At 68.8% G+C, this 21,956-nt stretch carries 17 protein-coding genes and 1 pseudogene; 7 read left to right on the forward strand and 11 right to left on the reverse strand.

The annotated features are described in order from the left end of the window. Window positions 1–275: 275 nt before the first annotated feature. From EF903_RS11195 to EF903_RS11215, 5 genes and pseudogenes are all read right to left on the reverse strand, one after another. Entirely contained in the window at window positions 276–1,046 is a 771-nt protein-coding gene (locus EF903_RS11195) for a transposase (RefSeq protein ID WP_125543052.1), read from the reverse strand. Window positions 1,047–1,056: 10 nt separating this feature from the next. Then, complete coding sequence (locus tag EF903_RS11200) at window positions 1,057–1,491, reverse strand: hypothetical protein (protein ID WP_125543053.1); 435 nt, start codon at window positions 1,489–1,491, stop codon at window positions 1,057–1,059. Between the two features lie 57 nt (window positions 1,492–1,548). Next, a pseudogene (locus EF903_RS11205) lies at window positions 1,549–1,772 on the reverse strand (IS5/IS1182 family transposase); the annotation flags it as partial. 1,643 nt (window positions 1,773–3,415) lie between these two features. Continuing rightward, window positions 3,416–3,646, reverse strand: a complete 231-nt coding sequence (locus tag EF903_RS11210) for a hypothetical protein (protein ID WP_125543054.1) — start codon at window positions 3,644–3,646, stop codon at window positions 3,416–3,418. Continuing rightward, a complete protein-coding gene (locus EF903_RS11215; protein ID WP_125543055.1) occupies window positions 3,643–3,840 on the reverse strand; it encodes a hypothetical protein in 198 nt (65 codons plus the stop codon). Before EF903_RS11215 ends, EF903_RS11210 begins: the two co-directional genes overlap by 4 nt. Before the next feature lie 155 nt (window positions 3,841–3,995). Between EF903_RS11215 and EF903_RS11220 the strand changes: the two genes are divergently transcribed. Further along, window positions 3,996–4,718, forward strand: a complete 723-nt coding sequence (locus EF903_RS11220) for a GntR family transcriptional regulator (RefSeq protein WP_125543056.1) — start codon at window positions 3,996–3,998, stop codon at window positions 4,716–4,718. A 70-nt stretch (window positions 4,719–4,788) separates the two neighbouring features. Here the strand turns inward: EF903_RS11220 and EF903_RS11225 are convergent, their stop codons facing one another. Then, a complete protein-coding gene (locus tag EF903_RS11225; RefSeq protein WP_260615078.1) occupies window positions 4,789–5,658 on the reverse strand; it encodes a GntR family transcriptional regulator in 870 nt (289 codons plus the stop codon). A 234-nt stretch (window positions 5,659–5,892) separates the two neighbouring features. Here EF903_RS11225 and EF903_RS11230 point away from each other — a divergent pair, with 234 nt between their 5' ends. The 5 genes from EF903_RS11230 (at window position 5,893) to EF903_RS11250 (ending at window position 10,462) form a co-directional block, all read left to right on the forward strand. After that, window positions 5,893–6,219 carry a hypothetical protein gene (locus EF903_RS11230; RefSeq protein ID WP_260615079.1) on the forward strand — a complete coding sequence of 109 codons (327 nt, stop codon included), beginning with the start codon at window positions 5,893–5,895 and terminating at the stop codon, window positions 6,217–6,219. Further along, window positions 6,219–7,538 (forward strand): FtsK/SpoIIIE domain-containing protein, encoded by a 1,320-nt coding sequence (locus EF903_RS11235; protein WP_125543058.1) that lies wholly within the window; start codon window positions 6,219–6,221, stop codon window positions 7,536–7,538. The genes EF903_RS11230 and EF903_RS11235 overlap by 1 nt, the downstream gene beginning before the upstream one ends. 134 nt (window positions 7,539–7,672) lie before the next feature. Continuing rightward, window positions 7,673–9,019: a replication initiator gene (locus EF903_RS11240; protein WP_125543059.1), complete on the forward strand. Its 1,347-nt coding sequence runs from the start codon at window positions 7,673–7,675 to the stop codon at window positions 9,017–9,019. After that, on the forward strand, window positions 9,012–9,197 hold the full coding sequence (locus EF903_RS11245; RefSeq protein ID WP_125543060.1) for a helix-turn-helix domain-containing protein: 186 nt from the start codon (window positions 9,012–9,014) through the stop codon (window positions 9,195–9,197). Before EF903_RS11240 ends, EF903_RS11245 begins: the two co-directional genes overlap by 8 nt. Then, on the forward strand, window positions 9,194–10,462 hold the full coding sequence (locus EF903_RS11250; RefSeq protein WP_125543061.1) for a site-specific integrase: 1,269 nt from the start codon (window positions 9,194–9,196) through the stop codon (window positions 10,460–10,462). Before EF903_RS11245 ends, EF903_RS11250 begins: the two co-directional genes overlap by 4 nt. A 136-nt stretch (window positions 10,463–10,598) precedes the next feature. Here EF903_RS11250 and EF903_RS36080 read toward each other — a convergent pair whose 3' ends face one another. From EF903_RS36080 to EF903_RS34705, 3 genes are read right to left on the reverse strand one after another with little or no spacing between them, the layout of a single operon-like run. Beyond that, entirely contained in the window at window positions 10,599–11,108 is a 510-nt protein-coding gene (locus tag EF903_RS36080; protein ID WP_366822407.1) for a DUF5958 family protein, read from the reverse strand. Beyond that, the gene (locus EF903_RS11255) at window positions 10,990–15,981 is read right to left on the reverse strand and encodes a polymorphic toxin-type HINT domain-containing protein (RefSeq protein ID WP_221888731.1); all 4,992 of its coding nucleotides are present in this window, start codon (window positions 15,979–15,981) and stop codon (window positions 10,990–10,992) included. Before EF903_RS11255 ends, EF903_RS36080 begins: the two co-directional genes overlap by 119 nt. Beyond that, window positions 15,884–17,659: a hypothetical protein gene (locus EF903_RS34705; RefSeq protein WP_221888732.1), complete on the reverse strand. Its 1,776-nt coding sequence runs from the start codon at window positions 17,657–17,659 to the stop codon at window positions 15,884–15,886. Before EF903_RS34705 ends, EF903_RS11255 begins: the two co-directional genes overlap by 98 nt. 663 nt (window positions 17,660–18,322) lie before the next feature. On the opposite strand from EF903_RS34705, the gene EF903_RS11260 reads away from it, so the two are divergent. Then, the gene (locus EF903_RS11260; RefSeq protein WP_125543062.1) at window positions 18,323–19,441 is read left to right on the forward strand and encodes a hypothetical protein; all 1,119 of its coding nucleotides are present in this window, start codon (window positions 18,323–18,325) and stop codon (window positions 19,439–19,441) included. A gap of 68 nt (window positions 19,442–19,509) precedes the next feature. Here the strand turns inward: EF903_RS11260 and EF903_RS11265 are convergent, their stop codons facing one another. Together EF903_RS11265 and EF903_RS11270 are read right to left on the reverse strand one after the other, a co-directional pair. Further along, the gene (locus EF903_RS11265; protein ID WP_125543063.1) at window positions 19,510–20,319 is read right to left on the reverse strand and encodes an alpha/beta fold hydrolase; all 810 of its coding nucleotides are present in this window, start codon (window positions 20,317–20,319) and stop codon (window positions 19,510–19,512) included. A 269-nt stretch (window positions 20,320–20,588) separates the two neighbouring features. After that, on the reverse strand, window positions 20,589–21,905 hold the full coding sequence (locus tag EF903_RS11270) for a hypothetical protein (protein WP_125543064.1): 1,317 nt from the start codon (window positions 21,903–21,905) through the stop codon (window positions 20,589–20,591). Window positions 21,906–21,956: the final 51 nt, after the last annotated feature.

The raw sequence follows: 21,956 nt of genomic DNA on the forward strand, positions 1-21,956 counted from the left end.
GAGTCGAGCACGGCATCGCACACCTCAAGAACTGGCGGGCACTCGCTCGCCACCTCGGCCGACGCGAGCAGATGAGTGACACGATCCAAGCCATCGCCGGACTGCTCTCACACCAGCAGACCGCCACCCGCGGGGCCCGTCAGCCACGGTGACCACCGCGCCGACCTGCACCTTTCGACGTGCCACCACCAACCATGCACGAGCTCGTAAGGGCTGTCCCGTAAATGATCTTCTGGCCGTCTCAAGCGTGGTGGGCCGCCGTGCGGCCCGCTTGCCTATCCGGCGAGGGCGAGGTTGTGCATCCGGGCGATGCCGAGCATGGCGTGGTGGACGCCGTCGCCCTTGAGGCGGCAGTCGCGGAGGATCTTCCAGGTCTTCATGCGGGCGAAGACGTGCTCGACCCGGGCCCGGACCTGCTTGTGGGACTTGTTGTGTTCCTCCTTCCAGTCCGGCAGTTCGGTCTGGCCGCGCTGCCGGCGGTGCGGGATGACGAGTCCGGTGCCCGGGTAGCCGCCGTCGGCGATCGTGAGGGTCTTGCCGACGGCGGCCTTGGCGCCGGATTCTTCCCATGCCTTGCAGTCGTTGCGGTTCCCGGCGAGCGGCCGGCCGACCACGACGATCAGGCGGGTGTCGGCGTCGATGACGACCTGGTGGTTGGTGGAGTACCGGTAGTTCTTCGACCGCTCGGCGATGGTGTGGTCGCGGGTGGGGACCAGGGTGCCGTCCACGATGAGCACGGCGTCCTTGGCGAAGCGTTTGCGGGGCTGGAGCGCGAGCATCGGCCCGAGGTGGTCGATGATCCGGTCCGCCGCCGACTTCGACACCCCGAACAGCGGAGCGAGCTGCCGCATGGTCAGGTTCGTGCGCCAGTAGGCCGCGACCAGCAGGGCCCGGTCCTCCAGCGGAAGGCTCCACGGCCGGCCCCTGCGGACCGCGTCCGCACCCTGGCGCCGCAGCACCGTCACCAGCTTCCCGAACTGCCTCGGGCTCAGCCCGGTGAACGGGGCTATCCAGGACGGCTCCGACGCCGTGATCACACCAGCCACAGCAAGATCATCACATCAGGGTCAGACGGAGGTCCCCCGCCCAACTCTCGCAGCGGACGCGCCCTCTGGGGAATGAGAGCTCCAGAGCAACGCGTCCAGTGTTCGGTTCGTGCTCTTCCCGCACCGCCAGAATGCTTTCCCCGATGTGATCTGCGAACGGTGTCTCGTTGCCGATCGCTCCCACAGTGACGCGTCCCGAGTCGCCCATGTCGTAGCCCGTGTGGGGCTCCGACTCCTCGACGATCAGGCACCCGTCCGATCCAGTCGTGACGTGAACGGTTGCACCCCGGTCATCGATCAGCCACACGTCCAGCGGCCCCGCGAGATCACCGCCGCCATACACGTGCCGCGAAGCGAGGACCTCCGTGAGCAGGCGCCCCGCGAGACCCTGGGCAGCCGCCCCGTCGCCGTGAAGCGGGCACCCGTTCGGCTTCTCAGACTCCATCGGCCGACAGTACCGCCAGCCGACCTACCAGCTCACAGCCTTATACGGGACAGTCCTTAGGTGGTCGATGATCCGGTCCGCCGCCGATATTGGATACGCCGAAGGCACGACCAGCTGGCGCATCGTCAAGTTTGTGCGCGAATACGCCGCGACCAGCAGTGCCCGTCCTCCAGCGGAAGGCTCCACGGCTGTCCCTTGCGGACCGCGTCCGCACCCTCCCGCTGCAACACAGTCACAAGCTTCCCGAAACAGCGCGGACTCAGCCGGGGGAGCGGGGCTATTCAGGAGGCTCCTACCCCGTGATCACACCTGCCAACTAAGAACATCTCACCTTTGACCAGCAGTTACGGGACAGCCTAGCCTCCGCCTATGCAGCCAGCTCGGGGTGCGGAAAAAATTTCTGGCCAGGTGACACTTGGGCCAAACGTAGCAATGGCGGCGAACACCGGGAATGTTCGCCGCCATTACTGTCTCTCACCGTCAGACCGTATCGGCGCGGTCGAGGCGAGTCAGACCCCTACCCACCGCGTACGTGGGGTGCGCGTAGGACCTTTCCCATGCAGCCAAGAGACCAAATGTTCGATCAAGGCAGCCAGTACCGCAAACCAGATTCACGTGAGATGGTCACAATAAGCATCGAAGGCCACGTCGCTCATGTTCCTGACCTCAAACTCTGTGAGCCATCGAGTTTTTGAAGCGATTCGGGCAATCTCTTTCCCTACAGCAACCAAGACGCTTGGAGGCTCATCCGGATTTTCAGTCACACTGACTGCAACCTGAATGGCTCGTTCGGAATCCAGGGCTGACAGTTCGATTAGCGCGGCAATTCTGTCTGCGAGGCCAGTCGAAGGATCCAGGAATACTGCGCATGCCGCGGCAGCTCGGTCGTTCATCGCGGACTCTCGAATGCCTCATTCAGCGAGTCTGCCACCCGATGCGTCACCGGCTTTGGTAGATGAACCGTGTGATGCGCCTTATTATTTCCCGTCTGCTCCACTTTGAATCCCCTCTCCCTCAGCGAACCGACCGTTGTCGAACGATACTCTCCAGATTCTTTAAACTTCGGAGGCAGCCTCGTTGATGTTGAAATCCCGTGGGGGAAATCTTTCCGCTCAGCGTGAGCGGAATCTTCCGCTAGCTTCTCCTGCGTTTCGGGGCCATTTCCGAATCGATACAGCGTTGTTGTGTCATCAATGCCGCAGTTGCTGTTATGAACAAGTACCGGCGTGACCCCTGCCAGCACATAGTACGTGTGCTCGCCGGGCGGCCGTCACCTGCATTTTCGCTGGTCAGCGAATTCCGGCCGGTCCGTAGGTGTGCGTGGAAGTGTCGTGCTGTGCGCCCCTGTTGCCGTCGGCGTTGCCGTCAGACGACTGCGCGCCTGAGGGCGGTGGAGTGGGCTTTGGCCGGTGTCCTGCCCGGGTTGGGGTCGGGCATGGTCAGGGGGCCGTACGCTGGCCAGGCAACTCGGGCAGGCTTTAGACCTGCCCGGAATTTGAACGAGTGGCCCCCTGGCCTTGCCCGACGCGGGTCCCGGCCCGGGGAGGTGGGTAAAGCCCATGGAGCCGACCGGCCCCACATCCGGGCCTTCGGCTCAGCCAACTCCCCGCCGTCGCCTCGCCGTCGGCCTGGCGTTCGCTGTGCGGGCGCGTCCGGCTTCTCCTGCGCTTCCGGTCGTCCGCTGTGCTGTCTCTGCGCGGCCTGGTCGCTGGCCGGCCCGCGGTGGCGGAGCCGAGAGCGGGCCGGGTGGGCGCCCGTGCCGCGCGCGACCCGCGTCAGCGGGTCGCCTTGAAGACGTAGAGAAAGTTTGGACGCACCCTGCTTCGGCGGTACGCAGTGGTCGGTGGCCGAGCGTCCGGCTGGCTGCTGGCCTGGTGCGATGGCCTGTGGGGTGTGGGTCCTGTTCAGGCTGGCGGTGGTGGTTCTATTCGGCCCGGGTGACCTTGGCGTGGTCGGTGAAGACGCGTCTGAACAGGTCGTGGCCGGTGCGTCCGGTGTGGCGGAGTGCCCAGTCCTGTGCGGCTTCCTGCTCGGAATGGGGTCCGGATTCGGCTCCGCAGTCGGGCGCGGCGCAGAACGCCTCGTAGGTGATGCCGCCTTCGGGTGCGTGGCGGATGGTGTGGGGGATGTGCCGGTAGACGGCGCGGGGGCTCACTGGTGGCCCTCCGGGTGGCGTCGCATGTAGACGTTGCAGTCGCTGACGGTGGTCATGTCGCCGACCGCGCGGGCCCGGTCGCGCACGTTGGCCAGCTCGGCACAGCCTGCGCAGCCTTCAACGGGTGCAGGCTCCGGCTCCAAGCGCAAGGGGAGTTCGACCGGCGGGGTCGAGTACCTGGTCGGCTCCCTCATGCACATTGCCACCTCTCGAACGTCACATGGCCGACCTCTTGACAGGTCGGTGCTCTAGTTCAGTATTCGAGTGGCCGAAGCACTCCCGCTACGGTTCGCAGTGCACTAGTGTGCTCTCACTGACATCACGTCAACTCAACGGAGGGGCACGCCTTATGCCCAGTCCCAAGACGTTCACGAAGATCGCGGATCACTTCCGGGAGCGCATCCTGTCGGGAGAGCTTGAGCCGGGCGCCAAGCTGCCGACGAACCGGGAGATCGCCGGCCAGTGGCAGGCCGCGGCCGCCACGGTCTCGCGGGCCTTGCAGGCGCTCCAGGTGGAGAACTTCATCCGCACCACCCCCAGGGGTACCTACGTCGCCGATGACCCGCGCTGGACGCTGTCGGCGCGGGACCGGCTGGCTCGGGTCCAGCGGGTGAAGTCGTTCCTGGCAGAGGGTGAGACGAGCCGGGTGACGGCGGCCGAGTTGATCGTCCCGCCGCTGTACGTGGCGGAGATCTTCGACCTGGAGACCGGGGATCAGGTGGTGCGGCGCGAGTGGCTGGCGGGCCGGGGCAAGACCCGGACCGTGTTCGCCGTGACCTGGTACCCGGCCCCGTTCGCCGCCCTCGTGCCGGACCTGTTGAACACCGCCCCGGGCCGCAATCACGGACTGTCCGCCCGGGTGCTGGAAGCCACCGGGCGCACGATCACCCACGCCCGCGACGACATGCACGCCCGCCCCGCCGACGCCCGAGAGGCGAGCGCCCTGGGGCTGCCGGTCGGTTCCCCGATCCTGGCCGGCGCGCACCGCTGGTCGGACGCGGAGGGGATCATCGAGTACGGGGAGTGGTGTCTGCCGCCTCGGTTCACGATCGGCTACGAGTACCAGCCCTGACCGATCCACGCGAAGCGTCCTCGAAAGCCAGCCTGCGGCCTTCGGGGACGCTGTCGTTCACGTGTCCGCTTCACTTGGCGTCGCGGCCTTCGAGGCGTTCGACGCGCTCCTCCAGCTCCTCGATCCGCTCCAGGGCGCGTTCGAGCTTGTAGGCGAGATCCGCTACTCCGGCCGCCGCCGGGAACTCCTTCTGCGGGGCAGCCGACGCTTTGTCCGACTCGTCCACCGGCTGCACCGCTACCGGCACCTCTGTGCCGAACTCGCCCCCCACGACGGCATACGCCATTGAGCCGTTCCGCTGGTGGGCCTTCTTCATCCTGCCCTCCAGGGCGAGGAAGGTCAGGGCCTGGTCTGCGGATTCCGGGTCGCCGCCGATCGTTTCGACCACGTCGTCCACGGTGACCCTGGCTCCCCTGGCGAGTGATCCGTCCCTGATCTTGCGGACCAGGCGGCCGTGGATGAGCTGGGTGGCGAAGCCATGGTCGTCCCAGTCACGTACGTAGACCTCGTCGCCGGGCAGGTCGCCGGGGTAGCGCAGGAGGAAGTTGCCGGCCAGCAGGGCGATGGCGTTGGTGACCACGTTGAGCGGCACCGCGTAGTGCTCCGCCAGGACCTCGCGCGCGGGCAGCCTGGCACCGGGGGCCAGAGCGCCGGAGTAGATTTGCTGCTGGAGATCGCCAGCGACCTTCTCGAAGGCGTCCTCGAAGTCGGCCGAGCGCGTGACGAATGTGCCGCGCCCCTGGCGGGCGATGACCCAGCCCTCATTCCTGAGAAGCCGGATCGCCTTCTGCACGGTCAGGCTCGACGCCTTATAGGTCTGCATGAGCTGGCTCTGCGTCGGCAGGAGCTGACCCGGACGCAGTTCGCCGTCCCGGATCTGCTGTCGCAGGTCGTCCGCGATGCGTTCGAACGTCAAGCGCGCTTCGTCAGCAGCAGCCATGTCCATCCCTGGTCCCAGTCCGATTCCACCAGCCAAGGGCCGCCCGCTGACTGTCGTGTTTCACCAGCTCAGCGGCCTCACGGGGTCAGGGTAGCCGCCTGATGGATGGACCACCGCAAGAACGGATGGAACTCAATAGGGATGGACTTCGGATGGAATGGATGTATGGTTGCGGCACGCGATCACCCACACGGGTGACTCGCCCCCTCTACCTGGAGGTTTGCCGTGAAGACCATGCCCATCGACCAGTCCCAGGCCATGCTGATCCTGGCCTCCGACTCCCGGCCGCACTTCAAGGACCGCGAAGGCCAGCAGCCCGCGATCGACCGGGCCACCGGCGCCCACCTGCACCTGGTGGACGTGATGTTCGCCTTCAACGGCCGAGCCGAAGTGATCACCGTGAAAGTCCCGGAGCCGGGCCTCGGCAAGGGCCTGAAGGTCGGTATGCCCGTCGTTTTCACTGGCCTGGTCGCGTCGGCCTGGGAGAACGAGATCAACGGCAAGGACCGGCACGGCATCTCCCTGCGCGCCGACGCCGTCACCGCCAAGGCGGGCGCCTGATGACCGGCAACCCCCTCGGGCTCGTGCTCCTGGCCGTGGTCGGCCTCGGGCTGCTGGGCTGGGCCGGGTTCTGCTTCACCCGCTGGTACCGCGCCGATGCCGAGACCCGGGTCAGCCTGCGGCAGGCGCGGCGGATGCGGTGGGGCTGGAAGCGACTCGCCCCGATGCTGGGCTTGGCGGTCAAGGACGCCACCCCGACCGTGCTCCAGCAGTACGGCCCGCAGGAACAACCGACCAAGCCGCGCGTGCTGGTGCCACGCCTGCGCACCCGCGCCGACGCCTTCGGCGTCACCGTCACCGCCGATGCCCTGCCGCAGGTCGGGCTCAGCGCCTGGCAGGACGCCGGCGAGGGCCTGTGCGATGCCTGGGGAATGCGTCGCATCCGGATCAGCCAGCCCAAGCCCGGAGTGATCGTCGCGCGCGGCTTCCGGCGGGAGCCGTTGGAGGCAGTGATCCGCTCACCACTCCTCGGCCCGGACGGCGCCCCCGTGTGCCGACCGGGGCAGTTCGTCTCCACCGATGACGTGCTGCTCGGCTGGGACGAGGACGGCACTCCTATTGAGCTCAACCTCGCGTACTCCGCCCACGCCCTCGTCGCCGGCCTCACCCGCTCCGGCAAATCGATCACCGTCAACACCCTGCTCGCCTACGCCTCGCTGATGCGGGACGTGCGTCTGATCGTGATCGACCCCAACCTCGGTGCGGTCGCGCCCTGGTGGCGTACCGCCTACAAGGTCTCCGACGCCGTCCACCCCGACGAGCCGACCGAGATCCTGCGCTGGGTGCGCGAGGAGATGCAGCGCCGGGAACGGCTGTTCTGGTCCGGCCGCACCGACCGCATCACCGAATTCAGCCCCGAGCTGCCGCTTCTGCTCGTGGTGATCGACGAGGTGGCGAACTACACCCGGCACCCCGACCGCAAGGCCCGCGAACGCTTCGAGGCCGAGCTGCTGGCCATCGCCAGCCAGGGCGCCAAGTTCGGCATACGGCTGTGGCTGCTCACCCAGAAGCCCTCCGCCGACGTTCTCACCACCGCCGTGCGCACCAACCTGTCCGCCCGGATCTGCCACCGCGTCGACACCGTCGAGGACTTCCTGCACCTCTTCCCCGACGGCCGGGAACTGGACATCACCGCCGCCGACCGCACCATGCCCCAGGGCGTCTCCATCGCCTCCATCGGCGACATGCGCACCCCCGTCCGGCTGCGCTCGGTCTACCTGCCCACCGAAGCCTGTTGGCAGATCAACGACCTCATGTGCGCCGAAGGGCTCAAGGTCCGCGAGCTGCCCGACCGCGTCGACCTGGACAAGGCCGCGTGACCGCCGCCGCCTGGTCCCGCTTCGCAGTGATCCCCGGCAAGGGCGTGTAGTCGCCAAACCCTCGCCCCTGCCGGGGCCTCCCTCCCCTCCATCCACGGCACACGTGTGCCGCAGCGCAGAGAGGTCCCGCCAGCATGCCACCGCACGACCCCACCGCCACAATCCCTCGCCCCGAACCCGCCACGGCCGCGCTACCCACGTTCACCGGGTATCGCGACCTGCTCGGCCTGGTACGGCAGCTGTCCTCGCTCGGCGGGTGCGCCCAGCCGATCCGGCTCGAAGGGCAGCGCACCGAGACCGACGCCTTCACCGGCGAGATCCTGCGGGAACTGAAGTCCAAGGAGCTGCCCGCCGGGCACCTGCTGGTCCGCTGCGGCAACCGCCGCACCACCCGCTGCCCCTCCTGCGCCGAGCTCTACCGCCAGGACACCTACCACCTCATCGCCACCGGCCTGCGCGGCGGCAAGAACATCCCCGACCAGGTCGCCACCCACCCCCGCGTCTTCGCCACCCTCACCGCACCCTCGTACGGCCCGGTCCACGGGCGACGCGTGGGCGGCTCCGCCCGCTGCCGCTGCGGACGCACCCACACCAAAGGCGACCCGCTCCTCGGCACACCGCTCGACCCCGAGCACTACGACTACACCGGCGCCGTGCTGTGGAACGCCCACGCCCCCGCCCTGTGGGCCCGCTTCATGCTCCACCTGCGCCGCACCATCGCCGCCGCAGCCGGTGTCCCGCAACGACTGCTCTCCAAGGCCGTCCGCGTCTCGTACGCCAAGGTCGCCGAATACCAGCAGCGCGGACTGATCCACTTCCACGCCGTGATCCGCCTCGACGGCCCCGCAGGCCCCTACACCCCGCCACCCGCATGGGCCACCCCCGAACTCCTGGCCGACACCATCCGGATCGCAGCCACCCGCGCCCACATCGACGGGCCCGAGGTCAGCGGCCGCGCCCGCTCCTTCGCCTTTGGCCAGCAGACCGACACCAGGATCATCCGGTCCTCCGCCTTCCAGGGCGGGACCACGATCACCGAGGGCAAGGTCGCCGGATACGTCGCCAAGTACGCCACCAAGGGCACCGAAGCCGCGACCGGCACCCTCGACCACCGTCTGAAGAGGATCACCGACCTCTGGTTCGAGTCCGTGCCCGAGCACGCCGCCCGCATGATCCGCACCGCCTGGACCCTCGGCAACCGCGACGACCTCAAGCACCTCAACCTGCGCAAGTGGGCCCACATGCTCGGCTTCCGCGGCCACTTCTCCACCAAGACCCGCGCCTACTCCACCACCCTCGGCGCCCTCCGGGCCGCCCGCGCCGCCTGGCACCGCCGCCACACCCCTCCGCCCTCCACGACCACCCTCGTCCTCGCCCACTGGGCCTACGACGGCACCGGCCTCACCCCCAACCTCGAACGCCTCGCCGCACTCATCCACGCCGGCCCGACACCCGAACAGGGAGTGACAGCCGGTGCGTGACGACGAACTCCTCACCGTCCCCGAGGCCATGGCCCGCCTCAAGATCGGCCGCTCCGCCCTCTACGACCTCCTGCGCACCCGCCGCCTCGCCTCCCTGACCATCGGCCGCGCCCGCCGCATCCCCGCCCACGCCCTCGCTGACTACGTCCAGCGCCACCTGGAAGAGGCCGCCCGATGACCGCCCCCAAGCGCAAGAAGGTCCGCGCCAACGGCGAAGGAACCATCTACCAGCGTAAGGACGGCCGCTGGGAAGCCGCCGGCTACGTCCTCGCCGCCAACAGCACCCGCAAACGCGTCCGCGTCTACGGCACCACCCGCAAGAACGCGGCCGACAAGCTCGCCGAGAAGATCGCCGACAGCAACCGCGGGCTGCCGGTCGCCACTGCTGACAGCACGCTCGGTGACTACCTGACGTACTGGCTCAGCAGTGTCGCCGTTCACCGGCTTCGCGAGAACACTCACACCCGATACGCCGCCTGCGTCCGCCTCCACCTCATCCCCGGACTCGGCACCAAGAAGGTCGCGCGCCTCACCGCCAAGGACGTCCGCACCTTCCTCGACCGGCTCCGCACGACCTGCCAGTGCTGCGCCCAAGGCCTGGACACCGAGCGGGAGGCGTGCTGCGCCATCGGCGAGTGCTGCCAGAAGCGGCTGTCCCCCTCGACCGTGACCTACGTGCACTCGGTGCTCAAGTCGGCACTGGAAAACGCCGTTCGTGAAGACGAGCTGCCCCGCAACGTCGCCCGGAACGTCAAGACCACCGCACCCCGGCCGACGCGTTTCCGGCCCTTCACCGCAGCCGAGGCCCGCCAGTTCCTCGACGCCGCCCGCGCCGACCGGCTCCAGGCGCTGTACGAACTCGCCCTCCGCACTGGCCTCCGCAAGGGCGAACTCCTCGGCCTCCACTGGGAAGACCTCGACCTCACCACCGGAACGGCCAGCATCCGGCGCTCGCTCCAGCGCACCCGCACCGGCGGTCTCACACATCTGCCCACCAAGACCCGAGCATCCGAACGCCGCATCGCCCTCCCGACCGAATGCCTCCATTCCCTCAAGGAACACAAGGAGCGGCAGGACATGGAGCGCCAGGCTGTCGGCTCGGACTGGAAGGGCAGTGGCCTGGTCTTCACCACGCCGACCGGTGGACCTCTCGACCCTGCCAACCTCACCCGTCGCTTCCGTAGCTTCCTCGACCGGGCCAGACTCCGCCGCATCCGCTTCCACGACCTCCGACACTCGACGGCGACCCTTCTCCTGGAGCAGGGCGTGGACCTCGTCGTCATCAAGGAACTCCTCGGACACTCCCACATCGGCGTCACCGCCGGCGTCTACGCCCACGTCCGGCTCCGCCTCCAACGCCAAGCCATCGACTCCCTGAGCGGCGTCCTCGGCCACGCCGAGGAACCCCCTGACGAGCTGCCTGCCGCAACGCTCGTCCGCTGACGTTGCCGTCAGCGTTGCCGTCAAACGCCCGAGAGCCCCCGCCGATTACCGACTCGGCGGGGGCTCCCAATGTGCGCCCAAGTGAACTCTGAAACCCTTGGCAATCTACCCCTCGGCGCGCCGGTGGCGTCGGCGCTTACGACAGGTTGTGCCAGGCGTGGCTACAAGTTCCTCGGCACTCCGTTTCTCTTCGTCGCGTGTCAGCTACTGCGAACGTAGACACGAGGACGCGAAATGCTTTCACGTACTCACCGGGGGGCAGATTTATGATCTTCCCCATCTGTTCGAGAATCGGTTCCCGGACAATCAGCACTGCCGGGGTCATGGTCGGCTTGACGCCTGATCGCGGTAGCCCCTCACTCGCGTCGTTCACCGTTGCATGGGCCTGCATGGCGTAACGAACAACCTCGTGCAGTACCGCCTTCTGCTGAGCCTGTTCCAACGAGGAGAACCAGGCCACAGCATCGTCCAGGGCGCGGAGCCCTTGAGCGACCTCGTTGATGACGCGCTCTGACGCTCTCAAGTCCTCACCTGCTCCGGGGCTCGAATACCACGTACGGCCTATTCCGATCCAGCTCTGCGTAGTCGGGGCGGTTCGGATTATAGCTTTGCCAGAAGTCTCGACCGCGCCCGCTCCCTTCACCATCACCCGTCCCTCTTGGCAGCGAATTCTTGACGCTGTGACGAGTTCTGGACGGGCCAGACAGGATGTAGTCCCAGTCTGACGTCGGGTTGGGGGTTCCGTTTGCGCGGCTTCCGACCACGATTATTGGCTGCCCCGCCTTGTCGGCGGCATTCTGAATTCGCTTGGCATCATTCGGGCTGATACCAGCTTCCGATGCCGTTCTCAGGCCAGGTCCACACCACCCGTTAGAGTTGTGAACCAGGACCGGAGTCTGTCCCGCCAGCACATAGTACGTGTGGAGGTCTGCGACCGTGAGGTTGTACGTCTTTGCGTGCTGGGTGAAGGGGTGGTTCGCCGTGAGGATGGCCGTTGTGCCGTCGCTCGTCTGGAGCGTCATGCCTGGCCTGAGGTCAGCGGCCTCCAGCCAGGCGTTTTCGGACGGTGACCAGAAGGGGTGTTCGTAGGTTGCTGTGAGTTCGCTGATTCCGTCCTGCGTCGCAATGGACAGCTTGTTGAAGTGCTTGTCGTTCACGGTGACGATCAGGCGGGTGACCGGGCGCTTGCCTGTTTCGCCGGAGCGCGGGTCGGTGGCCCTGACCTCGTCGCCGAGTTGGACGTCCTCGATGCTCTTGGTCGTGCCGTCGGCCATCTCGACCTTCGTGCCCGCGAGGAAGCACTGGCAGCCGGTCACCTTGGCCGTCGATATCTTGCGGTAGTTCGCGGGCATCGCCTTCGGCACTGCCCGGGCGTTGAGGTTGCGGCCCTCCCAGGGGCCGTACACGGCTTCGACGGCGAGGCCGTGCTGGATGACGTAGTCCCTGAGCTCGTCGCACTTGATCGCTTCGCAGGCGTAGATCATCGCCTGCGTCTTGTTGATCCAGTCGTCTTGCTCAGAGAATCCGAGGTCGTATCTGGCGATCTGCTTGTGGTAGTGCTGGATGTACAGCTCGATGAAGACCTGCTTCTTCTCCTTGGGCAGCCGGATCGTGAGGCCGTAGTCGTCTTCCAGCAGCGTCGGCTGCCGGTAGTCGTTGTGGCTGTTGTAGCCGCCCGTTATCCCCTTCTTGCGGGTTTTGTCCGTGACCGGCTTCTTGTCGTCGCGGGGGTCGTAGTGGCCGTCGCAGTGGCCGTTCAGGCAGTCCGTTTCGATCAGGCCCGACGGGTCGGAGAGGGTGACCGGGTTGTTGCTCGAGTAGACGTACCCGTGCATCTGCTGCGAGCTGGACAGGTCCATGATCGGGTCGACCGAGATGAAGCGGCCGGTCAGCGGGTCGTACTCGCGTGCCCCCAGGTGCGTGAGGCCGGTGTCGGTGTCCTTCGTGCCGCCGACGAAGCCCTTGTCGCCGGCCCACGACGCCGGCTGCGGGCCGCGGGCCTCGCCGAAGATGCCCGTCTTGCGGCGGGTCACCGTCTGTGCGGCGTCACCGGTCACCTGGAGGGTGCCGGTGCCGTGGTGGTCGGCGAAGAGGTACGTCAGCTTGCCGCCCTCGCGCATCGCCACGCCGCCGTAATAGCGGGTGCCCGACACCGTGCCGGCCTTGTCCAGGCGCACTTCGTTGCCGCCCGGCAGGTAGAGCGTCGTGCCCTTGCTGTCCTTGCGGAGCAGGCGCTGGCCCGTGGTGTCGTAGACGAAGGAGTTGCTGGAGGTGCCCTGGTTGAGGGTCTTCAGGTGGCCTTCGGCGTCCCACTCCAGGTACTGCGTCTCGGTGTCCGCGCCGGTCTTGCGGGTCTTGGTGTTGCCAGCCGCGTCGTAGGTGAAGAGCTCCTCGTGCGGGTCGACTCCGGTCTGCGTGACCTTCGGCAGGTCGTGCTTGCCCGGCGTCGGAGCCTGGTAGGTGCGGACGATGTCGGCCGCCGGGCCCGAGGCCGTCTTGCGCTTGGTCTCGGTCTTGCGGTTGCCGACCGCGTCATAGGTGTACGAGGTCCAGTACGGGTCCTCGCCGCCGATGACCGCCGCCGACGGGGAGGCCGCGCAGGTCTCGCCCTGGTTGGTCCACGCCTGCATGATCCGGTTCAGTGCGTCGAGGTTGACGCACTGGGTGTCCGTCGTGCGCAGCGCGTCCTGGCCGTAGGCCGTGGCTATGGAGGTGATGCTGCCGGCCGGGTTGTAGCCGTACTTGGTGTCCTCGATCCGCTGGGGGGCGGTGTCGCGGTCGGTGTAGGAGCGGTTGACCTGACCGGTGTGCTCGTCGTACTCGGTCGTGCGGTACAGGCGCTGGCCGAGCGCTCCGTGCTCGGAGCGGGTGGTGCGGCCGTAGTGGTCGTACACCATGGCCGACACGAGTCGGGTGGTGCCGGCGCCCATGCTGTTGAGGAGGCCGGAGACCGACTTGTACGTGTTGCCGACCGTCTCCGCGGGCAGGCCGCCGATGGCGGGGTGCTTGGTGGTCAGGGGCTGGCCGGTGATGTTGTACGTGTTCGTCCACTGGTAGGTGCCGGCCAGAGCCCCGGTGTCGGGGGTGGAAGGGATGGTCACCGTCGTGGCGAGCGGCTGGTACAGGTCGTTGTAGGAGAGGATCTCCGACTCGTACGCCTTGCCGCCCTCGTAGCGGACGGACTTCGCCGGGTGTCCCTTGGCGACGGTGTCGTGGACGTGCGCTGTCAGGGTGGTCGCGCCCTGCTTGGTCGCGACCGGGCGCCCGAGGTCGTCGTAGTCGGTGTGGACGGTGATGCCGCGGGCGTCGGTGACGTCGGTCGCCCGGTCCCCGGCGTCGTAGGCGGTCTTGGTGACGCCCTTGTCGGGGTCGCTCGCCTCGGTCTGGCGGCCGCGGACGTCGTAGGTGTACGTCCACTTGGCGTTGCCCGGGTCGGTGACCTGCGCCAGCAGCCCCAGCTTGTTGTACGCGTAGTGCGTCGACTGGGACGCCGTGCGCGCGGGGTCGGTGTACTGCTTGCGCTCGACGACGCGGCCGAGGGCGTCGGTGACGTCGGTCGTGGCCACTCCGCCGGCGGGCGGGACGACCGTGGTGGTGTCGCCGGTGTAGGTGGTCGTGGTGCGGCGGGTCTCGGTGCCGAACTTCTTGGCGATGACCGCCGTGGGTTGGCCGGCGCCGTCGAAGACGGTGTCGGTGGACGACGGGTAGGCGGTCTCGGCGCCGGTCACCAGGTCGGGCGACGGGGCGCCGTCGGCGTAGTAGGTGCCGGAGCTGCGCCAGGCCAGGCCGCGGGTGTCGTAGAACGTCTCCGAGACGAGGCGTCCGGCCAGGTCGGGCGACTGCGTCTGCGTCTGGCGCTCGCGCAGCAGGCCGTCCTGGATGGAGTGGACGACGGAGTACTTCTGGTCGTGGGTCAGGGTCTTCGACGTGGTGACGTTCGGGCCGCTGTTGCGGATCGTGTACTCGAAGACGCGGCTGGGGGACTCCGGGTAGGTGGCCGTCGGACGGTTCGGCAGCCAGACCTTCGTCATGCGGCCGAGGGCGTCGTAGGCCGTGCTGGTGGCCTTGCCGTTTGCGTCGGTGACCTTCACCGGCTGCGAGCGCAGCGGGTCCACCTCGGAGGTGACGGTGTGGCCCAGCGGGTTGGTGACCGTCATCGAGGTGGGCGCCTCGCCCGTGGCCGGTGTGTAGGCGGTCGTGGTGACCTTGCCGTAGGCGTCGGCCGACGCGAGCTGCCGCCCGTGGACGTCGTAGCAGAGCTCGTTCTTCGCCGGTCCGCAGGTCGAGGGGACGCTGGAGACGGTGTCGTAGCCGTCGCCCTTGCCGTTGATCCTCTCGATCCTGGTCATCAGGCCGCTGCCCGGGACGCTGCCGAGGGCGGCGTTGTCGAAGTAGGTGCGGACGTCGCTGACGGTGTCGGCGGGGCCGCTCGCGGGCGTGCCGCAGGGCGCGGCGACCGAGGTGATGCGGCTGACCTTGTTGAGGATCCAGGTGGCCGTGTTGCGGGCGTAGGTGCTGGTGGTGCACTTCTCGTCGCCGGTCTTGGCCGTGTCGCCGGTCTCCGAGACCCAGTCCACCATGCCGAGGTCGTCGTGGTGGCTGGTCGATTCGACCGTGCGGGTGCCGCCGGCGGTCGTCGTGCGGGTGGACTGCTTCTCCGTGCCGGTCTTGACGGCGACCAGGTCGGGCAGGCCCGTGCGCGTGCGGGTGGCGCTGGCGGCCGAGACCCACGGCGTGACGGACGTGGCCGTCAGGAGCTTGCTCGTGTCGTCGCCGTTGTAGAGCGCGGTCTCGCGCGGGGTGCCGGCGAAGGCGTCCCGGTCGGTGACGGCCGCACCGGCGGAGTCCTTGACCTCCTTGCCGTCGAGGCCGCGGAAGTAGCGTGTCTCCGTCAGTGTCTTGGGGTCGTCAGCCGCGCCGGTGCGGGTCTGCACAAGTCCGTAGCCGCGCGACACCGAGTGGACGCGGTCCTCGGCCTTGGTGAACTCGTCGGTGCTCTTCGCCCAGGCGGCGCCGCCTACGTAGGTGTAGGAGGTGACCTTGTCGGGGGAGGCGGCGATGTTGTCGCCCTCCACGATCTGCGTGGCCACGTACGTGTTGAACCAGTCGACCTTGGAGGTGTCCCCCTCCCACGCCCATTTGACGGGGTAGCAGCGCGTCGTGTTCGTGTCGTCCGGCTTGGGCAGCGCGGTCGCGGTGCAGTCCGGCTGGGAGTAGGTGACGCCGATGGTGCCGCCGGTCTCGGTGGTCACCTGGTACATGCGGAGCCGGATGAACGGCGCCAGGCCGTCGCCGGTGGCGTCGACGCGGTTGGGACGCTGCTCGCCGGCGAAGGTGACGGGCGGCAGGGGCACGTCGGGGCCGCTGCCGGACTTGCCGGTGCGGGTGATCGATTTCAGCCACAGAGCGCGTGAGATGCCGTCACCGGAGGGCGGGAAGTCCTGCTCCAGCTTCCAGGAGTCGACGTCCTGGTACGCGCCGCCGGTGAGGATCTTCGTGTTGATGCCGGTCAGGCGCATGCGCGACCAGAACGTAGGCGAGTACTGGCCCTTGCATTCGGTGGACCCGTCCTTGCAGAAGAGGTCCTGCGGGGAGTCCGGCCAGTTCTTGGCGTTGGCCTCGTCGAAAGGTGGAGCAGCCGGTCAGGCAGCGCTCGTCGACGTCGAAGGTGACCTGACCCGCGGGCTTGGCGGTGTAGACGGCGTCGGCGCGCAGGCCGTAGTCGATGCGATCGAGCCAGCCGCCGCGGATGTACTGGGTGACCGTGGCCTTGCCGGTCGTCTCGGAGACGTTGCGGCCGTAGTTGTTGGTCTCGGTCTTCCAGTAGTACGCCATGGCGCTGCCCCCGGGGGCGACGACGTAGTCGAGCTGCCAGCGCCATGCCTGCCGGCAGTGGGCGTTCGCGAAGGTGGCGTTGTAGCAGGGCTCGCCCGCGTGGTTGCCGAAGACGGGCACGGTCCAGGCCGAGTTGGTCGTCGGCGTGGACGCGTCCTTCCAGCCGGGCAGGCGGTTCAGGCCGAAGTGGTACTGGGTGCCGTCGACGGTGGTGATCTTCCAGTGCTCACCGTTGTCGTCGCCGTTGGAGGCGTTGGTCAGCTTCTCGATCTTCTCGCCCGAGTCGGCGGCCGGGTGCCAGCCCTTGCCCTGCTCGTAGACGAGTTCCGTCGACTTGCCGTTCAGCGACAGCGTGGCGTTGTCGTTGAACCAGCACAGGTCACCGACCTTGGTCGTGTGGGTGCTGCCGGTCTTATCGTCGTTGCAGGGCTTGTACCTGCGCTCGATGAAGCCGGGCTCCCAGGACCAGCCGTCGCCGATCCAGGAGGCCTGGGCGTTGGAGGCGGCCATCCGGCCGTCGACCGACTGGGAGCTGTACGACAGGCTGATCTTCGGGTCGAGCCCGCCGGGCGTGGTCGGGACGCCGATGTTGTACGAGTACGAGAAGGCGCCGGTGGACCCGCCGGCGCTCCAGGAGCCGGAAGGCTGGAGCGGGGTGGCCTTGTAGTCGCCCGTCGCTCCGGACGTGCCGGCCGTCGCCGCGAGCACGGTGGCGCCGGCGGCGCCCGCGCCCGCGGCCATGGCGGCTCCGCCCGACTTCGCCGCCGGGGCGGCCGCGGCAGGGGTCGTGACCTCGGCGGTGAGCTTGCCCGAGCGGGTGTCGTTGCGGGTCCGGAGGGGTTTCTGCGTACGGCATTCCGGGCGGTCCGGGGTCGTCAGCGCACACGCGGGGAGCTCCACCAGCTGCAGGCGGGCCGCGTAGTCGCCGCCGTAGGCGTTGCGGAAGGCGTTGTAGTCCACCTCGACGTTCGCGGCGGCCGCACGGGTTGCGCCGTCCGACCGTCCGACCGACAGCAGCACGCCGTCCACGCCGGCCTTCCGGGCGGCGTCCTTGCCGGACACGGACACCTTCACCTTGGCGGGCGCCTCGGCGGCCCGGCCCGGTGCGGTGTACACCGCGACCGGCAGTTTGCCCGCCCGCTGCGAGCGCGCGCCGACGGACGGGGCCTGGGCCGGGCCGCCGGCGAGGAACGACTTCGACACCGGGGCGGACGCAAGGTCCACCTCCGCGGTGCCGGGCGCCGGCCAGGCGACCTTGGGCGCTGCCGGGGCCGTCCTCAAACACACCGTGCTGACCTCCGAGGGCAGCGGCTCCTCGGCGGTCCGCGCCAAGGTGGCGCTGCCGGAGGGCGCCGTCCTCACTCCGTTCGTGCACGACGGAACGGTGCGGGTGCGGCGCGCGGGGGGCTGGGTCGCAACCGACCCGACACTGGAGTTCGCGCCCGACGGGAAGGTGAGGCCAGTGACCACCGACTCCCCCGTGGGTGTTTCCGGTGACAACCGGGGCCGCCCGCTCAGGCTCAAGGGCCTGGGCCCGAACTCCGGCCGGTACGGAGAACCGATGGAGTTCACCGACACCCAGCTCCTGCCCGCGCCGGACGGCTCGCTCCTTGTCGTCGGCAGTGTGAAAAGGCCCGCGTACGGGACCCAGCCGGAGACCGCCGTCCACCGGATCACCGTGGACGGGGGGACGGGCACGCCGGTGCTCGAGAAGCTGGCCGACGTGCCCCCGGCGCCGGCGACCGTGTTCGGCCTGGCGATCGGCGGCGGTGTGCTCACGGCCGCCTCCGACACCGTCCACTTCCAGCCGGGCGACCTCACGGGCGCGTACCGCAGCTACCGGATCTCGAACGATCCGACTCCGGTGAAGACCGCCGAGTACCTCGACGGCATGCACGCCATCGGAGACTGCATCGGGCACACCCCCGCCTGCGCCGGCCTCCGGGCAACCGGGGACGGCCGGTACCTGGAGTACGAGCCGCCCCAGCGGCAGAAGGCGGTCATCCGCCGGGCGGGCAGCACGGAATGGGCCGGCACCTTCCGCACCGGGGCCGACACCTGCAGACCGCGGACGTCTCCGGCCGATACCTGGTTCTCGCGCAGACCGCGACCGGCAACCTGGATTCCAACCACCTCGTGCTCGTCGCCGATCTCGACACGCAGACCGAGGTGTTCCGGACCCGGGCGACCACCGCCGCCGTGCAGGGCGACACGCTGTGGACCGCCCAGGAAGGCGACACCACCGTCCGCGCCACCTCCGTGCGGGGCGAGTCGGACCGCGGGAGATTCACGACCCCCTGCCCGGCCACGCTGCTCGAGGCCGTCGGACGCTTCGTGTCCTGGGCATGCCAGGACTCCGGCGGCACCGTACGCACGAGCGGCGTCTACGACACGGTGACGCGTCACACGCTGTCCGTGCCGGTGCACAGCACCGGCTGGGACCATCGGTACTCGGGCCGGGAGTGGCTGCTCGGCGACGGCTACCTGGTACGCCAGGACCTGTCCACGGGCCGGCTGCTGCTGCTCGACTTCCACGACGGCATCAAGGTCTCCGGCGGCGAGGGCACCATGCGGGTCCGGACCCTCGCCCGAGGCGAGGAGTGGAAGTCCTTCCGCCGCCCACACCGCTCCTGGGCGGTGGACCGCACCGGCTCCACCGTCGTGTGGGTCGACGCCGACAACCAGCGCATCCACGTCGTCGACAACGGGATCGCGGCGGCCAGGGCGGGCGACCGCTTCACCGCGCTCTCCCCGGCTCGGCTGCTGGACACCCGTGCGGGCCTGGGGCGCCCCGGGGCCGGCCCGGTCGGGGCGGGCGGCGAGGTCCCGCTGCAGGTGGCCGGGCGCGGAGGGGTCCCGCAGAGCGGGGTCAAGGCGGTCGTGCTGAACGTGACGGTGACCGAACCGCAGTCCGACGGCCACCTGACGGTGTGGCCGGCAGCCACCGCCCGCCCGGACTCCTCCAACCTGAACTGGACGGCCGGCAGAACCGTGGCCAACCTCGTGACGGTGCCCGTGGGGAGCACCGGGAAGGTGGACCTCGCGAATCTGGGCTGGGGATCCGCCCATGTGGTGTCGACGTCTTCGGCTACTTCGGCTGACGGGGACAGCCCACGGCATCGGCCGCGGGCGTACCGCACTTGACGGCCCCGGACACCGCGCCGGGGCCGTCGGCATGCGGTCGGCAGGCGTCCCGGCGGCGTCGCCGCTGCTCAAGCGGCTTCCGCGCCGTGAGGGGTGGCGGCCAGGGCTCGGATGGTGTGGGCGATCGTGGGGGCGTCCCGGCGGAGGATCTTCGAGTGGTTGCTGGGGACCTTTGCGGCGATGCGGATGTTCGGGTTGCGGAGGGTGGCCGGGGCCAGGTCGGCTCGGATCTTCTCCATCAGCTGTGCTTCGCCGCCCAGGTTGCCGCCGGTGGCGAGGACGTAGCGGACCGGGAGGGTCAGGCTGTCCAGGACGGGGTTGAGGACGGCCGGCGCGCAGAGTTCGTTCGCCTCGATGTTGATCTCGGCGTGCTGCGCGGCGCTCATGCGGGCCGCCAGGCCGAGTCGGCGGGCGACCGGGAACAGCGGGCTCAGCCGGCGGAACAGCTTGCGGATCTTCTCCCGGGCGGCGTCGTCCAGCCATTCGTGCGGCAGCGCTCCGTCCACGGACACCACGCCCTGGGCGCGGCCCGGGTTGCGGGCGGCCCAGTTGACGGCGAGTGCGGCGCCGTAGGACCAGCCCACCAGGATCGGCCGGTCCACGGCGCGTGCGGCGAGAACGGCCTCGATGTCGCGGAGGCACGCCTCGAAGGTGTAGTCGGCGGAGCGCTGCGACTTGCCGCGGGCGCGCGCGTCGAACGTGATGTGCCGGAAGTCGGCGCCGCCGAGGTCGGCGATGACGCGGCGCCAGTGCGACTGGTCGGCGAAGCAGCCGTTGAGGTAGACCACGGGGCGGCCGGGGCCGCCGGTGTCGGCCACGGCGAGTGCGGTGTCGTCGACGGTGACGGTGCCGGTCCAGGGTGAGGGGGTGGTCGTCAAGGTGTCGTCCTCCGTTGGGGCGCGTCTTCTTGTTTCTGACACCCAAAACGCTACGTTGCGTTCAATGAAGCAGCAAGATACTGACTGCTGAAACTACTTATATTCGCAGGTAGTTGCCTTGCAATCGTTGCATCCAGCGTGTGCGGTAATGCAATGCGGGAGGACATTGCGTTGCAATGACCTGAGGGTTAATGCTGCCTGGCGCGCCGAGGCCCGCGGGGCGCAGCTCGTGCGCTGCGGTCCCGCGGGCCCCGGCGTGTGTGCCTGTGTCAGCCGTTGATCGTCTTGTCGTAGCGGAGGGCCACGTATCCCGACGCCGCGTGGCCGGCGATGCGGCCGTCCGAACCGCCGTTGAGGTAGTCCTGGCCGCGCATCATGTCGTCGTTCGGGTTCGACTCGTGGATGTACGAGAACTTGCCGGCCGCCTTGTCGACCCACTTCTCGAAGAGCACCACGTGCCCGGACGACGTGTTCAGCGCGTCCCCCGGCTGGAGGTCCGACTTGGAGATGGTGGTGCTGACGCCCGGGAGGCTGGCGGTGGTGTAGCTGCTGTCGGCATGCCAGGCCATCGAGATGAAGCCCGAGCAGTCCGTGCGGTACGAGTGGCCGCCGTCCGGGTCGGAGGCGTACGCGCTCTGGCTGTAGGGGATGTCGCGGTTCAGCCAGTTCACGGCGCGGCTCATGATCTCCGTGCGGGTGATCTGGCCGCCGCGGGTGGACGGGGTCGGGGTGGGCGGCGCCGGCGGCTGGTAGGTGCAGTCGTTGGCGTACGCGGAGAGCAGGGTCTGCGTCCAGCCGCTCGCGTCGACCGGGTCGTCGGAGTGGTAGGCGATGTCGCCGCCCTTGCCGTCGGTGGGGTCGGCGTCGTGGTACCAGTACATGCCGCCGTTGGTGCGGCCGTAGTAGAGGCCGCCGCCGGGCGAGACGAGGCTGTCGACCGCCGACCAGCCGCTGCTCTTGAGCTCGGAGCGCTCCCAGTCGCCGACGCCGTTGATCTGGTATGAGAGCAGCTTGCCGTCGGCGGTGGTGGCGACGAGGACGTCGTCGCCGGCCGCGGCGAGGGTCTTGAGGACGAAGCCCTCGTCGATCACGGCGTGCTTGGCGATGTGCGCCGGGCCGGCGGGCTTGGCCTGGGAGACGTTGTAGCGGTGCAGCTGGCCCGCGACCGTACCGTAGAGGTGGCCGGCGCCGTCGTAGACCATCTTGTCGAAGGTCCAGCCGCTCTCCCAGATCCTGGTCACGCCGGCCAGCGCCAGGGCGTTGTCGTTGGTCTGGATGTCGACGCGGTACAGCTCGCCCGCCGTGGACGTCACGAGGACCGTGTTGAAGTTGAGGGTGGCCATCGCCTTCGGTGTGAAGCCGAGGTTGGCGCCGATCAGCGTCTTGACGCGGTCGCCGGTGTTCGGGGATATCGCCGTGTACGTGAGGCGCCCGTCCGGCAGGGTGCCGTAGACGGACACGTCGCCGCCGCAGATGGCGGCGGCCTGGGCGGGGGTCGCGGTGGTGAGGGTGACCAGTCCGAGGGAGGTCGCGGCCGCGGCGAGGGTCGCGGTGAGGCGGAGCGTGCGGGACGACGAGCGACGCATGGGGTCTTCTCCGGTGGTTTCGGGCAGCCCTGAGCCGGGCGGGGGCGGGAG

This window comes from Streptomyces sp. WAC05292 (assembly GCF_003949955.1).
Taxonomy (GTDB): domain Bacteria; phylum Actinomycetota; class Actinomycetes; order Streptomycetales; family Streptomycetaceae; genus Streptomyces; species Streptomyces globosus.